At 33.4% G+C, this 14,867-nt stretch carries 13 protein-coding genes; 10 read left to right on the forward strand and 3 right to left on the reverse strand.

From position 1 onward, the window contains the following. The first annotated feature begins 250 nt into the window (after positions 1 to 250). The 5 genes from IAI56_RS05690 (at position 251) to IAI56_RS05710 (ending at position 5,532) form a co-directional block, all read left to right on the forward strand. Entirely contained in the window at positions 251 to 1,180 is a 930-nt protein-coding gene (locus IAI56_RS05690; RefSeq protein WP_187656961.1) for an ion channel, read from the forward strand. Between the two features lie 19 nt (positions 1,181 to 1,199). Beyond that, complete coding sequence (locus IAI56_RS05695; RefSeq protein ID WP_187656962.1) at positions 1,200 to 1,817, forward strand: DUF998 domain-containing protein; 618 nt, start codon at positions 1,200 to 1,202, stop codon at positions 1,815 to 1,817. 90 nt (positions 1,818 to 1,907) lie between these two features. Next, positions 1,908 to 2,252, forward strand: a complete 345-nt coding sequence (locus IAI56_RS05700) for a hypothetical protein (RefSeq protein ID WP_133532229.1) — start codon at positions 1,908 to 1,910, stop codon at positions 2,250 to 2,252. Between the two features lie 10 nt (positions 2,253 to 2,262). Next, the gene (locus IAI56_RS05705) at positions 2,263 to 4,659 is read left to right on the forward strand and encodes a M28 family peptidase (RefSeq protein WP_239106979.1); all 2,397 of its coding nucleotides are present in this window, start codon (positions 2,263 to 2,265) and stop codon (positions 4,657 to 4,659) included. A 63-nt stretch (positions 4,660 to 4,722) separates the two neighbouring features. Then, positions 4,723 to 5,532 carry a Rossmann-fold NAD(P)-binding domain-containing protein gene (locus IAI56_RS05710; protein WP_187656963.1) on the forward strand — a complete coding sequence of 270 codons (810 nt, stop codon included), beginning with the start codon at positions 4,723 to 4,725 and terminating at the stop codon, positions 5,530 to 5,532. A gap of 1 nt (position 5,533) precedes the next feature. Here IAI56_RS05710 and IAI56_RS05715 read toward each other — a convergent pair whose 3' ends face one another. Then, complete coding sequence (locus IAI56_RS05715; RefSeq protein WP_187656964.1) at positions 5,534 to 6,253, reverse strand: GLPGLI family protein; 720 nt, start codon at positions 6,251 to 6,253, stop codon at positions 5,534 to 5,536. Positions 6,254 to 6,336: 83 nt separating this feature from the next. After that, positions 6,337 to 8,385 carry a M13 family metallopeptidase gene (locus IAI56_RS05720; RefSeq protein WP_187656965.1) on the reverse strand — a complete coding sequence of 683 codons (2,049 nt, stop codon included), beginning with the start codon at positions 8,383 to 8,385 and terminating at the stop codon, positions 6,337 to 6,339. 137 nt (positions 8,386 to 8,522) lie between these two features. Here IAI56_RS05720 and IAI56_RS05725 point away from each other — a divergent pair, with 137 nt between their 5' ends. The 5 genes from IAI56_RS05725 to IAI56_RS05745 all read left to right on the forward strand — a co-directional run bounded on the left by IAI56_RS05725 (position 8,523) and on the right by IAI56_RS05745 (position 14,052). Then, on the forward strand, positions 8,523 to 9,191 hold the full coding sequence (locus tag IAI56_RS05725; RefSeq protein ID WP_187656966.1) for an SCO family protein: 669 nt from the start codon (positions 8,523 to 8,525) through the stop codon (positions 9,189 to 9,191). A gap of 78 nt (positions 9,192 to 9,269) precedes the next feature. Further along, complete coding sequence (locus IAI56_RS05730) at positions 9,270 to 9,500, forward strand: FeoA family protein (protein ID WP_187656967.1); 231 nt, start codon at positions 9,270 to 9,272, stop codon at positions 9,498 to 9,500. Position 9,501: 1 nt separating this feature from the next. Further along, complete coding sequence (feoB, locus tag IAI56_RS05735) at positions 9,502 to 11,529, forward strand: ferrous iron transport protein B (protein ID WP_187656968.1); 2,028 nt, start codon at positions 9,502 to 9,504, stop codon at positions 11,527 to 11,529. A 137-nt stretch (positions 11,530 to 11,666) separates the two neighbouring features. Beyond that, entirely contained in the window at positions 11,667 to 13,880 is a 2,214-nt protein-coding gene (locus IAI56_RS05740) for a TonB-dependent receptor family protein (RefSeq protein WP_187656969.1), read from the forward strand. Between the two features lie 46 nt (positions 13,881 to 13,926). Next, on the forward strand, positions 13,927 to 14,052 hold the full coding sequence (locus tag IAI56_RS05745; RefSeq protein ID WP_187656970.1) for a FeoB-associated Cys-rich membrane protein: 126 nt from the start codon (positions 13,927 to 13,929) through the stop codon (positions 14,050 to 14,052). Here IAI56_RS05745 and IAI56_RS05750 read toward each other — a convergent pair. Then, positions 14,049 to 14,867, reverse strand: coding sequence for a ZIP family metal transporter (locus tag IAI56_RS05750; RefSeq protein ID WP_187656971.1), 819 nt, complete (start codon positions 14,865 to 14,867; stop codon positions 14,049 to 14,051). The genes IAI56_RS05745 and IAI56_RS05750 overlap by 4 nt on opposite strands.

The raw sequence follows: 14,867 nt of genomic DNA on the forward strand, positions 1-14,867 counted from the left end.
AGCGGTTTCAAGAAATGGCGTGGCATAGGATTTATCAGAAATTGGAAAGGTTATTAATTTAAAGTTTTGTTTACATTTGTAAAGTCTTGGTCTTGGTTCATCGCCACTTCTTGAAGACGCAAAACGTTGTATTTTTAATTTTCACTAAAACCCCAAAATAGAATTCTCCTAAAACCTACAATTCGTATATTTGATATAACACATTGTGTTTTCCAAATAATTTATTTTACCCAAAAAACAATTAAAGCCAATGGATAAAAATATAGACAATACGGGTTTTGGCACTTCGGTTACCGAAAAATACGCTCGATTTATCAACAAAGACGGTTCGCACAATGTAATTCACGTTGGTCGACCAATAAAAGAACGAAACAGTTTATACAGCAAGCTAATCAATATTTCGTGGTGGAAATTTTTGGCACTTGTATTCATATTTTACTTTTTTATCAATTTTGTTTTCGCATTGATTTACTATTTCTTTTGTATCCCAAATTTGATGGGGTTAATTCAGGGTTCTAATTGGCAAAATATTCAAGAAGTCTATTTTTTTAGCGCACAAACACTCACCACAGTTGGCTATGGAAGAATAAGTCCTGTTGGCATTTTTACCAATACCATTGCAGCATCCGAAGCACTAATTGGTATTTTAACGTTAGCGATTAATACGGGTTTGCTTTATGGAAGATTTGTAAAACCCAAAGCACATTTGAAATTTAGTCACAATGCCATTATTGCACCATTCAAAGAAAATACCGCACTAATGTTTCGGTTGGTACCAATCAAAAACGCATCGCTTAGCAACATGATGGTTAGAGTTACCGTTAGTTTGATGCTCAAAGAAAACGGTAAATTAATCAATAAGTTTTTCAACTTACCACTTCAAATAGATACGCTCGATACTTTTGTTACTACTTGGACAATCGTTCATCCAATTGATGAGCAAAGTCCGTTGTGGAAAATGAATTTCGACGAAATGACAAACAAAGATTTAGAAATTCTGGTTTATGTTCGTGCTTATGATGAAGATTTTTCGAGTACAGTTGTCAAACGAACAAGCTACACGCATGAAGAAGTAGTTTTTGGTGCCAAGTTCAAACCGGCTTTTTATGAAGACCCAAATGGAAAAGGTTCTATTGTGGAGCATCACAAACTGAACGAGTATGATAGGGTAGAAATTTAATTTATAAGAAAATAATGAAATGAACAAAACTGTATTATTTTGGATTGGACTCTCAGGAGTAATATTATTTATAATTTCCTCTACAATTGGTGGTTTATATATTGAAAACTACAATCCATTATCACAATTTATTAGCGAAACGTATGCTATTGATACACAATATGGAAAATATTTACGCTTTTTAGGTTACCTTCCTAGTGGGTTGCTTTTAACTGTTTTTGCCTTTACTAGTATAAAACTATTTCCAAAATCAAGATTGATAAAAATAGGTTTTATGGGAATTGGCCTTTTTTATGGTATTGCCACAATCATTGTTGGATTTTTTCCTTGTGACAAAGGATGTAACAAAGAATTTTTAGACCCAACTCTGTCGCAACTTATTCATAATCTAACAGGTTTTTTGACTTATGTTTTTGTTCCAATTAGTATTTTTTTAATCGCTATTGGCTTGCGACAAGTCAAATCAACTTCTAGTTTGGTCACTATTGGTATGGGTTGTGGGACAATTAGTTTGTTATTTAGTTTTATTTTATTTTCAGCTCCAACTTCTAGTCTTGCGGGTTTATACCAACGAATAGTTGAATTAGCTTTTATCACTTGGATTGTAGCTTGTGCTTATTACATAAAAAAAGCGTAAGTAAATAAAACCAATTTATTTTTTCTTTCTAATTTATAACCTTTTTTTATTAATTTAGTCAAATAGAGTTAAAAAATTATACTTTTTTCTATGAGAAATTGTTTAGAATGTAACGATAAAATCCTCGGACGCGAAGACAAGAAGTTTTGCAGCGATGGTTGTCGTAACAACTACAACAATAGAATGAACAAGGATTCTACTAATATTATGCGAAATATCAATAACAAGCTTCGCAAAAATTATCGCATACTTTCTGAAATAAATGTAGAAGGAAAAGCAAAAGCCACCAAAGCCAAGTTATTATCCAAAGGTTTTTCGTTTGAGTATTTTACCAATATTCTGACGACCAAAACGGGTAATACTTATTATTTTGTTTACGACCAAGGATACATGCTTCTCGACAACGATTTCTATATGTTGGTAAAAAAAGATTAAATTCACTGCTATGAAAACCAACCAAAAACCTATTCTATCTTTCTTTTTTCTGTTACTAGTCATTTTTGGTGTTTTCTATTTTATGATGCCACAAGATTATGATCAAAGTGAAGCATCGCTTTCTGAATTTTCTACCAAACGTGCTTTAGAAAAAGTGAAAGCGATCAGCCAAAAACCTCATTTTGTAGGCTCAAAAAATCACGAAGTTGTTGCTCAATACCTCATCAAAGAATTAAAAAATTTAGGTTTATCGCCTACAATTCAAGAAGGTTTTACACTTTCTGATGGTGGAACATTAGTAAAATCTAAAAATATTATTGCTAAAATAAAAGGTAGTTCAAGCAATAAAGCTTTGCTTTTACTTTCACATTATGATTCTGCACCACATTCGTTTTCGCCTGGCGCAAGTGACGATGCTTCTGGAGTTGCCACAATTCTCGAAAGTGTTCGGGCTTTTCTTTACAATAAAACCCAACATAAAAATGATATTATCATTCTTTTTTCTGATGCAGAAGAATTAGGTTTAAACGGTGCAGCACTTTTTGTAACCCAACATAAATGGGCAAAGGAAGTTGGCACAGTTTTAAATTTTGAAGCGCGTGGCAGTTCTGGTCCAAGTTATATGTTGATGGAAACCAACAGAGGAAATGCTGCAATGGTAAAAGCGTTTACTGATGGAAAAACCAAATATCCTGTTTCTAATTCGCTGATGTATAGCATTTACAAAATGTTGCCAAACGATACGGATTTAACCGTTTTTAGAGAACAAGGAAAAATTCAAGGTTTCAATTTTGCGTTTATCGACAGTCATTTTAACTATCATACCGAAAGAGATAATTTTGAAAATCTTAGTCCAAAAACATTGGCACACCAAGGAAGTTATCTTTTTCCGTTGTTGAATTATTTTTCAAATGCGGATTTGTCCAATTTAAATTCGGAGGATGATAATGTGTACTTCAACGTTCCATTTGGTTTTGTAAACTATCCGTTTTCGTGGATTATTCCAATGGTAATCGTTGCTTTCGGATTGATTTTTATCTTTTTATTCATTGGTTTAGGAAAACACGTTTTGCGAATTGATGAAGTGTTGAAAGGTTTCGTTCCGCTATTGTTATCGCTTCTTGTTTCTGGAGGAATTACGTTTATCGGATGGAAATTATTACTTGAATTTTATCCACAATATCAAGACATTCTTCACAAATTTACTTATAACGGACACGATTATATTCATGCTTTCACGAGTTTATCGATAGCGATTTGTTTTCTTTTTTATCAAAATTCAGGAAAACGAAATGCCGAAATGAACCAGTTTTTCGCACCATTATTTCTTTGGTTGCTTCTAAATGTTGGAATTGCAATTTTCTTAAAAGGTGCAGGATTTTTAATCATTCCATTAATTTCAAGCGCATTGATGCTAGGAATTTATGTTTTAACACAAAAATCAAATTGGTTAATCAATTGCATTTTAGCCATTCCAACTTTAGTAATTCTTCCGCCATTTATTCAAATGTTTCCTGTTGGTTTGGGTTTAAAAATCCTTTATGGAAGTGCTATTTTAACTGTTTTAACTTTCGGATTATTGTTACCTATTTTTGGTTCGTTTAACAAAAAAGGAATTTGGTCGGCCATTTTCTTTTTGCTGAGCATTGGTTTATTTGTAAAAGCACATCAAGCTTCGGATTATACAATTGAACGACCAAAACCAAACAGCTTGGTTTACCTTCATGATGCGGATGTAAAAAAATCCTATTGGACAACGTATGATTTGAATTTAGACGAATGGACAAAAGGTTATTTAGGCGAAAATCCTAAAAGCGCCAAAATTTTGAATACGAATAAATTGTATAGCAAATATGGTTCGGAATTCACATTCATGAGCGAAGCACCAAACAAAAATATTGCACAACCAACGATTGAATTTCTTCGTGATACGTTGAAAGGAAACCAACGTTTGTATCAAATAAAAATTACGCCAAATCGTGCTGTTAACCGTTATGATATTTTCAATGCTAATGAAGTAACACTTCATAATTTAGTTGCTAATGGTGCAAAAGCAATTGATTTCAAAAGCAACATCAGCGGAAGTGACTCGGAGAAAATTTTGAGTTATTATGTGGTTAATAACGAACCTTTGGTTTTGAGTTTTTCAATTTCAAAAGAGGATAAACTCGATTTGAATTTGGTGGAAAGTTCGTTTGATTTACTAACCAATCCACAATTTACTGCTACTAAAAGAAAAGATTGGATGATTTCAACTCCTTTTGTTTTAAATAATGCTGTTATCGTGAAAGAAAAAGTAAAAGCCAGCGAAAAACCAAAAATTATGGTCAATTATTTACCTCCAAAAAACCCAATAAATACTGCAATTGATACATTAAAACAATCAACCACAGATTATACGGATTAGACAGATTTTTACAAATAAACTTTGCTGTTTCGTGGCTTTGTGGCAAAGCTTTAATTTTTAATTATGAAACAAATTTCAATTTTAGGTTGCGGTTGGTTGGGTTTTCCCTTGGCAAAATCATTATTGCAGAAAGGTTTTTTGGTAAAAGGTTCGACGACAACTTTGGAGAAAATGTCGGTTTTGGAAAATGCTGGAATCAATGCTTTTCAAATTGCTTTATCTGAAGAAGAAATTAATGGTGATATTGACAGCTTTTTATCTCATTCCCAAATTTTAATTATTGATATTCCACCGAAATTAAGAGGAAATTTTAACGAAAATTTTGTTGCTAAAATTCAAAATCTAATTCCGTTTATAGAAAAATCATCGGTTGAAAAAGTGATTTTTGTGAGTTCGACTTCGGTTTATTCTGATGCTATTTCAATAGATTTAATAACTGAAATGACCATTCCAAATCCTGATACAGAAAGCGGAAAACAACTTTTGGAAGCCGAAAAAGTATTGCAAAATAATTCCAATTTTACAACTACTGTCATTCGTTTTGGAGGATTGATTGGCGAAGATAGACATCCAATAAAGTTTTTAGCTGGGAGAGAAAATCTCGAAAATCCTGATGGACCGATTAATTTAATTCATCAATTGGATTGCATCGGAATTTTAGAAGGAATTTTAGAGAAAAATTGTTTTGGAGAAATTTTTAACGCTGTTGCGCTATTTCATCCTTCTCGAAAAGTGTATTATTCTAAAAAAGCACAAGAACTGAATTTACCATTACCAAAATTTGACGAAAGTAAACCTTCGGTTGGAAAAACTATTTCTTCGGAAAAAGTGTCTACAGTTTTAGGATATGAATTTCAGAGACCTGAGTTGTAATTTAATCGTGAGGTAAACCTCTTTGAATTGCTATTTTTCTCATTTCTTCCATATATTCTTCTTCTTTTATTAGCTTTCCCTTATTTGGTTTTTCAATTACAAAGAGTGAAGTTTCTGTTCCTTCTAAAATTTCAGCACAATAAAACCTTCTTCGCTTATCGGTTAGTTCTAAAATCAAACCATCTAAACCTCCAAAATCTTGCGGTCCAATTTTGTATTTGAGTTTTGGACAATACCAAGCTTCGGTTACAAATTCTTTGGTTTCTCCATTAATTTCTTTGGTTACTTTGTAAACTGCTTTTTTACATTCGTATCCCAAAATGGTTTTGGTTTCATCGACTAATTCCCATTTTATTTCTTTAGGTTTTTTACTAATTAAAAATAAACTGCCTAAAAATTCTTCTTGAGTATTATATTCGTTCTGATTAGAATCAAAATAATAAGTTGTGTTTCCCGCAAATGCTTTTCCCATATGTGAAGTCGAATAAGTATCGCGATTGTTTAAAAACCAAAGCGATTCCTTTCCTTTTATATATAAAGTAAATGTCAAATCTTCCAACTGCTTTTCCATCGATACAAGATAAGGCAATATTTCAGGTTCTATAGTTGAATCAAATTCAAGTGGTTTTCCATGACTTTTAACTTTATAGGTTAACTCTAATTTACCTTGAGAAAAAGCTATACCTGAAAATAAAAAGAAAATAAAAAGTACTTTGTTCATAATTGAAAAATTTCATACAAGATAATAAAAAAACCTGTCAGGTTTTGAAAACCTGTCAGGTTTAAAATTTCATTAACTTGTAATTACCAAATTTTTACGCGTTTATCCGGAGCTAAATACATTCCGTCGCCAGGTTTTATGTTGAACGCTTGATGAAATGTTTCCAAGTTCAACAACGGAACATAAGCGCGATACATTCCTGGAGAATGCGGATCGGTTTTCACTTGATTTTTGATAGCTTCGTCACGCATTTTGCTTCTCCAAATCGTTGCCCATGAAATGAAAAGTCTTTGTTCTGGCGTAAATCCATCGATTAATCCTGGGTTTCCGTTTTCTTTTAAATACAATTGTAAACCATCATAAGCAGCATTAATTCCACCTAAATCACCAATATTTTCACCTAACGTAAATTTTCCGTCAACTTTTGTTCCAGGTAATGGTTCTAAAGCAGAATATTGGTCAGCTAAAGCAGTTCCAAGTGCTGTGAATTGTTTTAAATCTTCGTCTGTCCACCAGTTGACCAAGTTTCCATCGGCATTATATCGTGAACCTGAATCGTCAAATCCGTGTGAGATTTCGTGACCAATTACAGCTCCAATTCCGCCATAATTCACAGCTTCATCAGCTTTGTAATCATAAAATGGCGGTTGTAAAATCGCTGCTGGAAATACAATTTCATTGTTTGACGGATTGAAATAAGCGTTAACAGTTTGTGGCGACATTCCCCATTCGGTTTTGTCAACTGGTTTGCCTAATTTTTCTATATTTTTCTTGAAATTCCAGTTAGCAATTGAAGTTGAATTATCAAAATAAGTTCCGCCTTCTGCTGGACTTTTAATTGTTAATGCTGAATAGTCTTTCCATTTGTCTGGATAACCAATTTTTACAGTCATTTTATTTAACTTCTCAATGGCTTGTTTTTTGGTAGCTTCAGACATCCAAGGCAAATTATTGATACGGATTTCGTATGCTCGAATAACGTTTTTAATCATTTTTTCGGCTTTGGCTTTGGCTTCTGCTGGGAACATTTTTTCTACATATAATTTACCCAAAGCTTCTCCAGTTGGACCATTTACAACTTGCAAAGCATTTTCGTTTCTTGGTCTTTGTTTGATTGCTCCGCTTAGTGTTTTGCTGTAGAAATCCCAATTAGCTTTTTCAATTTCAGTCGAAAGTCGGCTTGACGAACTGTTTAGCAATGTCCAGCGCATATACGCTTTCCAATCTTCAACTTTATTTTCTACAAAAAGAGTTTCTAAAGCTTGCATGTATTTAGGTTGCGCAACAATTAACGTATCCACTTTTGGCAAACCAATTCCGGTGATGTATTTTTCCCAATTTACTGAATTTGTCAATTTTTGTAAATCGGCAATCGTCATCGGATTGTATGATTTTCTTCTATCGCGACGTTCTACTCGGTCAAAGCGTGGTTTAGACATAGCAATTTCTAAAGCCAAAATTTTCTCTGCATTTTTTTGAGCAACTGCTGGTTTATCGCCAATAAATTCTAGCATTCGAGCTACGTGTTTTACATATTTTTCACGTTTTTCTTTAGAATCGGCATCGTCAGAAACATAATAATCTCTATCGGGTAAACCAACCGAACCTGGACCAACGTTTACCACATTTTTGTTGCTGTCTTTTGCATCTGTTCCAACGCCAACACCAAAAAAACCAATTCCACCTTGTGGTGCCATTTCGATCATTAATTTTTGTAAATCAGCAACATTTTTTACTGCATTAATTTTTGCCAAATAAGGTTTTAACGGTTTTATTCCCGCTTTATTCCTGGCAATGGTATCCATAATAGTTTTGTATAGATTTACAGCTTTTCCTTGATCGGTAGCCGAAGTATATTTTGGATCTTTTGAAGCTTCATCCAAAATTCGTAATGCATCGATATCGGTCTTTTGACGTAGCTCATCAAAACTTCCCCAACGTGTTCTATCGGCAGGAATTTCGGTATTGTTTAACCAAGTTCCATTTACAAAACGGAAAAAATCATCGCTTGGTTTTACAGATTTATCCATAAGCGATGTATTAATTCCCGAATGGTTTTGCTGTGCATTTGCATCATTAATGCCAAAAGCAATTAACAATGCTAATGAAAGTTTAGTAGTTGTTATTTTCATAATTCAATAATTGAGGTTTTCACAAATTTACCGATAATAAAGCGATTTTATCATTTTTAACAAAATTATATGACTTGATAAACAAGTAAAAGTTCCATTTTGAAATTAGGCTTTCGTACTTTTGCAAAAAAAATAATATGCTTTCATTTTTTAAAAAATATAGGCTTTTCTTCCTCGGACTTTTTCTATTTTCGGTAGTAACCATTGCTTTATTTTATAATGCTTTGAAACCAGAAAAAGTGTTGCCAATTTTTAATCCAGCAGATGTAAATTCAGAATTGGTTGATAGCACAGTTCAACATGTTGGAAAATATCATACGATTGCCGATTTTTCTTTCACCAATCAAAACGGAAAAACGGTTACTCAAAAAGACTATGAAGGAAAGATTTATGTGGCTGATTTTTTCTTTACTACTTGTCAAACGATTTGTCCAATCATGACGACAAACATGACTGAAGTTCAAAAAGCATTTAGCAACAATCCAAACGTGATGATTTTATCACATACCGTTACACCTGAAATTGATAGTGTTCCAGTTTTAAAAAAATATGCTTTGAAACAAGGAGTTAATGATAGCAAATGGAATATGGTTACTGGCGATAAAAAGGACATTTATTACATTGCAAGAAAATCTTATTTAGCAGTAAAAACGGGTAAACCTGAAGAAATGTATGATATGGTTCATACCGAAAACTTTGTTTTAGTTGATACAAAACGAAGAGTTCGCGGTTTTTACGACGGAACAAAAAAAGAAGACGTTCAGCGATTGATTGAAGATATCAATTGGTTATTGGAACACGATTAATTTGGCTAAATTGATAATTATAATCCTTTTTCCTTTTCTATTTTTTATCTTTGTATTTTAATTCAATCTAAATAAGATTTGCAAACAACCATCGACACACTTCAAAAAGGACAAAAAGCAGTCATACTTTCATTTGACGACGCTATCATTCCGTTGAAACTCATAGAAATGGGTTGCATGGAAGGAAATTTTGTAGAAGTAATTCAAATTGCGCCACTTGGAGATCCGATTTTTTTATCAGTAAATGACACAAAACTTGCTATTAGAAAAGAAATGGCAAGCAGGATTTTTGTGGAAATACAAAAGTAAAATGACAAAAAACGACACTTTAAAAATAGCTTTAGTTGGTAATCCAAATACTGGAAAAACGTCTTTGTTCAACTCACTTACAGGTTTGCGCCAGCAAGTAGGAAACTATCCGGGAATCACGGTTGAAAAAAAACAAGGTTCGTTACATTTAGAAAATCATCAAAAAGTTACCGTTATCGATTTGCCTGGAACGTATAGTTTAAATCCGAGTTCGATTGACGAAAGTGTTACCACTGAATTTTTGTTAAACAACGAAGACAAAAATTTTCCTCAAGTTGCCGTAGTTGTTGCCGAAGCCGAAAATTTAAAGCGAAATCTGTTGCTTTTTACACAAATAAAAGATTTAGGGATTCCAACTATTTTGGTCATCAACATGGCAGACAGAATGCAGTTGAAAGGAATTTCGATAAACAAAGAAAATCTCGAAAAACAACTCGATACAACAATTATTTTAACCAGTACACGAAATAATACAGGAATTTCTGAACTGAAAAATGCTATTCAGAATTTTGAAAAACTATCGGAAAAGCCAGTGTTTTCCAGCGATATTTCTACCTATAAAAATTGGCTTACTTCTACCTATAAAATTGGTTTAATTGACATTGAAGACAAGCAAAAACAAATTGATGTAAAAAAAGAACAACATCAAGAAACTATAAAACGATACCAATTTATCAATTCGGTTTTAAAAGGAAATTTTGAAAAAGACAAGACCAAAGCAATCGATTTTGATTCAAGATTAGACAAAATATTAACTCACAAATTCTTTGGATTTGTTATTTTTATAGTATTGTTGATGCTTATGTTTCAGGCAATTTTTGCATGGTCTGGACCGTTTATGGATTTCATTGACGAAAGTTTTGCTTCTTTGTCTGAAACTATAGCTTCAATTTTACCCGAAGGAAAAATTAACGAACTCATTAGCCAAGGAATTATTCCGGGAATTGGCGGAATTGTGATTTTTGTTCCTCAAATTGCCATGCTATTTCTCTTCATTGCTGTTTTAGAAGAAAGTGGTTATATGTCGAGAGTTGTGTTTTTAATGGACAAAATCATGCGAAAATTTGGACTGAACGGAAAAAGTATCGTGCCATTAATTTCCGGAAATGCTTGTGCTATTCCAGCGGTTATGGCAACAAGAAATATCGAAGATTGGAAAGAACGATTAATCACTATTTTAGTTACGCCATTTTCAGTTTGTTCCGCACGTTTACCGGTTTACACCATATTAATTTCGCTAATTGTACCCGAACAAAAAATCTTCAGGTTTATCAATTCGCAAGCATTAGCTTTGTTAGGAATGTATGTTTTTGGGATTGTTTTAGCATTAATTTCATCTATTATTTTGACCAAAATCATTAAAGCCACTAGCAAATCTTATTTTGTAATAGAAATGCCTTCTTATAAAATGCCATTGCTTCGTAATGTTTTTTACACTGTTTTTGAAAAGACAAAATCATTTGTGATTGATGCAGGAAAAATCATTTTGGCAGTTTCGGTTGTGCTCTGGTTTTTGGCTTCTCATGGTGGCGAAAATTTTGATAATGCTGAAAAAATCGTGAGTAATCAACTCGAAAATCAAAAGCTGAACGAAGCCGACCTGAATGCAAAAATTGCCTCTTTTCAAATAGAAAATTCCTATATTGGAACTATGGGAAAAGCCATTGAACCTGTTATACAACCATTGGGTTACGATTGGAAAATTGGAATTGCCATCATAACATCGTTTGCCGCAAGAGAAGTTTTTGTTGGCACATTAGCAACCATTTATAGTGTTGAAAATGCTGAAGACGAAGGAACGATAAAATCGAGAATGCAAACCGCAACGTTTTCAAATGGTGAAAAAGTATTTACTACTGCAACGGGAATATCATTGTTATTCTTTTATGCAATTGCCATGCAATGTGGCGCAACCGTTGCCATTGTAAAACGCGAGACTAACTCGTGGAAATGGGCTTTACTGCAACTTTTCGGACTAGGAATTATGGCTTATTTAGCTGCATTAGTTGCATATCAAGTACTACATTAATTTAACAAAAGTTAAATATTGAAATATTTCTTTTGATTATCAGTTAATTATAAAACACTTTAAATTTTTACAATTTATAATTTGTCTAAATAAATATTAGATAGTATTTTTGCAACATAGATTTAATCTAAATAAAAATGAAATATAACTTATCACTATTGTTTATTAGTTTTAGTACAATTCTTTTTGCTCAAGAAAACGATTTAGCTTTCAATGACACAATAAAAAGACTTGCTCCAGTAATTCTTACACCAAAACAACAAAGCCCTGAAAGAATGCCCGAAATAAAAGAAAACGTACTTTTTTCTGGTAAAAAAAATGAGGTTTTAAAACTTTCCAATATCAATGGAAATTTCACCACTAATAATGCCAGAGAAATTTTTGCTAGAATTCCGGGTGTTACTATTTGGGAAAATGAAGGTTCAGGTATTCAAATCAATGTTGGTGTGAGAGGTTTAAGTCCAAACAGAAGTTGGGAATTAAACACAAGACAAAACGGTTACGACATTTCATCCGATGTTTTTGGTTATCCCGAAGCGTATTACAATCCGCCGTTAGAAGCAGTTGAAACTATAGAATTGGTTCGTGGTGGTTCTTCGTTACAATTTGGACCACAATTTGGCGGAATGCTAAATTATGTGTTGAAAAGAGAAACCAAAAAGAAATTTTCATTTGAAACTCAAAACACCGTTGGAAGTTATGGTCTAATGAGTAGTTACAACGCTATTGGCGGTACTTTTAAAAGGTTCTCCTATTATGTTTACAATCATTCTCGTAGCGCCGATGGTTGGAGAGAAAACAGTGAATACACGGTTCGAAATACACACGCATTTGTAGAATATCGCTTCACAGAAAACACCAAATTATCAGCAGAATACACCAACATGGATTATCAAATGCAACAAGCAGGAGGTTTAACCGATGAACAATTTAACGCAAATCCAAGACAATCTTTACGAGAACGAAATTGGTTTGGCACACCTTGGAATGTGTTTTCGGTAAATTTTGACACTAAAATAAATGATAAATTAACTTCAAACACCAAACTTTTTGGACTTATTGGTGAACGAAATAGTGTGGGTTTTATTGGTACGCCAAATGTTGTAGATGATTTAGCAAACCGAAGAGTAGATCGTGATCTTTATGAAAATTATGGAATAGAAAACAGAAATATTTATAAATACAAATTAGGGAAAATCAATAATAATCTTGCCTTTGGAGTTCGTTTATACAAAGCCAATACGCAACGACTTCAAGATGGTCGTGGTACAACAGGTTCCGATTTTGATATATCAATTGATGGAAGATATGTTCGAGATTTAGATTTCACAACCGAAAATGTGGCTGTTTTTGCTGAAAATCAATTTAAAGTTTCCGATAAATTCAGTGTAACGCCAGGTGTTCGTTATGAGTACATTCAGAACACAGGCGAAGGAAGATTTGGAATTAACAGTAGTGGAAATGATGTGCCTTTTCCAGACAAAACGATTTCGAGAAGTAAGCCTTTATTTGGACTAGGATTGGAGTATAAATTTAGAACGACCAATATTTATGCCAATATTACACAAGCGTTTAGACCTGTTTTATTTTCAGATTTTACACCGCCAGCGGTTACTGACGTAATTGATCCAAATCTAAAAGATGCTAGCGGTTTCAATGCCGATTTAGGTTTTAGAGGAACTTTTAAAAACTACTTAAACTTTGATTTTAGTTTGTTCTATCTAAGCTACAACAATAGAATTGGCGGTATCAGACAGTTTGTAAACAATGATCCTACTCAAGGCACTTTCCTTTTTAGAACTAATCTTGGAGAAACAATAAATAAAGGAATTGAAGGATTTGCCAACTTAAATATTACACGATTATTCGAAATTGAAAAACCCTTTGGAAATCTAGATTTCTTTGCATCAGTGAGTTTTATTGACAGTCGTTATACCGATTTTAGAATTTTTAACGCTTCAGGAACTGCGCCAAATGTAACTATAACAGAAACCAATCTTTCGGGCAATCGCGTAGAAAACGCACCGCGATATATTCATAATTTTGGACTTTCTTGGAGTAATAATAACATATCAGCAACAGCACAATACAGAATGTCTGGTCGAATATTTACCGATGCTAATAATACAGTAACACCATCAGCTAATGGCGTAACAGGAATTTTAGACGATTATCGTGTTTTTGATTTATCGACTGAATATAAATTCTTGAAAAACTATAACATTCGTGCCGGAATTAATAATTTATTTGATGAAGAATATGCGACGCGAAGAGCTGGTGGATATCCTGGACCAGGAATTTTGCCAGGCGAAGGACGAACATTCTATATTTCGATAGGCGCTAAACTTTAACATAAAAAAGGTTCTCTAATTTTGGAGAACCTTTTACTTTTGTACTATGGATTTTCAAGAAATATTGGTTTATATACTTGTAATTGTGGCGCTTGGTTTTCTTGTGCGAAAGTTTTTTTGGAAATCAAAATCAAAGAAAAACTGTGGTAATGGCGATTGTGGTTGTAGTTAACCCAAAGCAACATCCAAGGTCATCATCACAATAAATCCGCCAATTAATCCCAAAGTAGCGATATCAGTATTTTTATCTTGTTGTGTTTCTGGAATTACTTCTTCCACTACTACAAATATCATTGCACCAGCGGCAAAAGCTAAAGCATATGGCAAAATTGGTATAAAAAAGATAACGGCAACTGCTCCTAAAACTCCAGCAATGGGTTCAACAATAGCCGAAGACTGACCATACATAAAACTTTTCCAACGGCTCATTCCCATTCTGCGCAATGGCATAGAAACGGCAATACCTTCGGGAAAATTTTGAATTCCAATTCCGATAGCTAAAGTAACAGCACCCGCTATCGATGCCTCTGGAATTCCAGCAGCAACTCCACCAAAAAGCACTCCAACCGCCAAACCTTCCGGAATATTGTGTAACGTAATCGCTAAAACTAGCAATGTCGTTCGTTGCCATGGTGATTTTACACCTTCCGTTTCTTTAAAATTAATGTGTAAATGAGGAAGCAATTTATCCAATCCAAAAATAAATAAAGCACCTAAAGCAAACCCTACAGCTGCTGGAATTACTTTTATAAAACCTTCGCCTTTACTCATTTCAATGGCTGGCGCCAATAAGCTCCAAAAACTTGCAGCAATCATTACTCCACCAGTAAAACCTAGCATTCCATCAAGAACAACGCGGTTCATGTTTTTGAAAAAGAATACAAACGACGCACCAAGTGCCGTTAAAAACCAAGTAAACATTGTAGCATAAAAAGCCGCCAAAACCGGATTTATGCTTTCGAAATAGTCTATTATTGTTTCAAACAT

Origin of the sequence: Flavobacterium macrobrachii, from assembly GCF_014486675.1 — a bacterium.
Lineage (GTDB): Bacteria > Bacteroidota > Bacteroidia > Flavobacteriales > Flavobacteriaceae > Flavobacterium > Flavobacterium macrobrachii.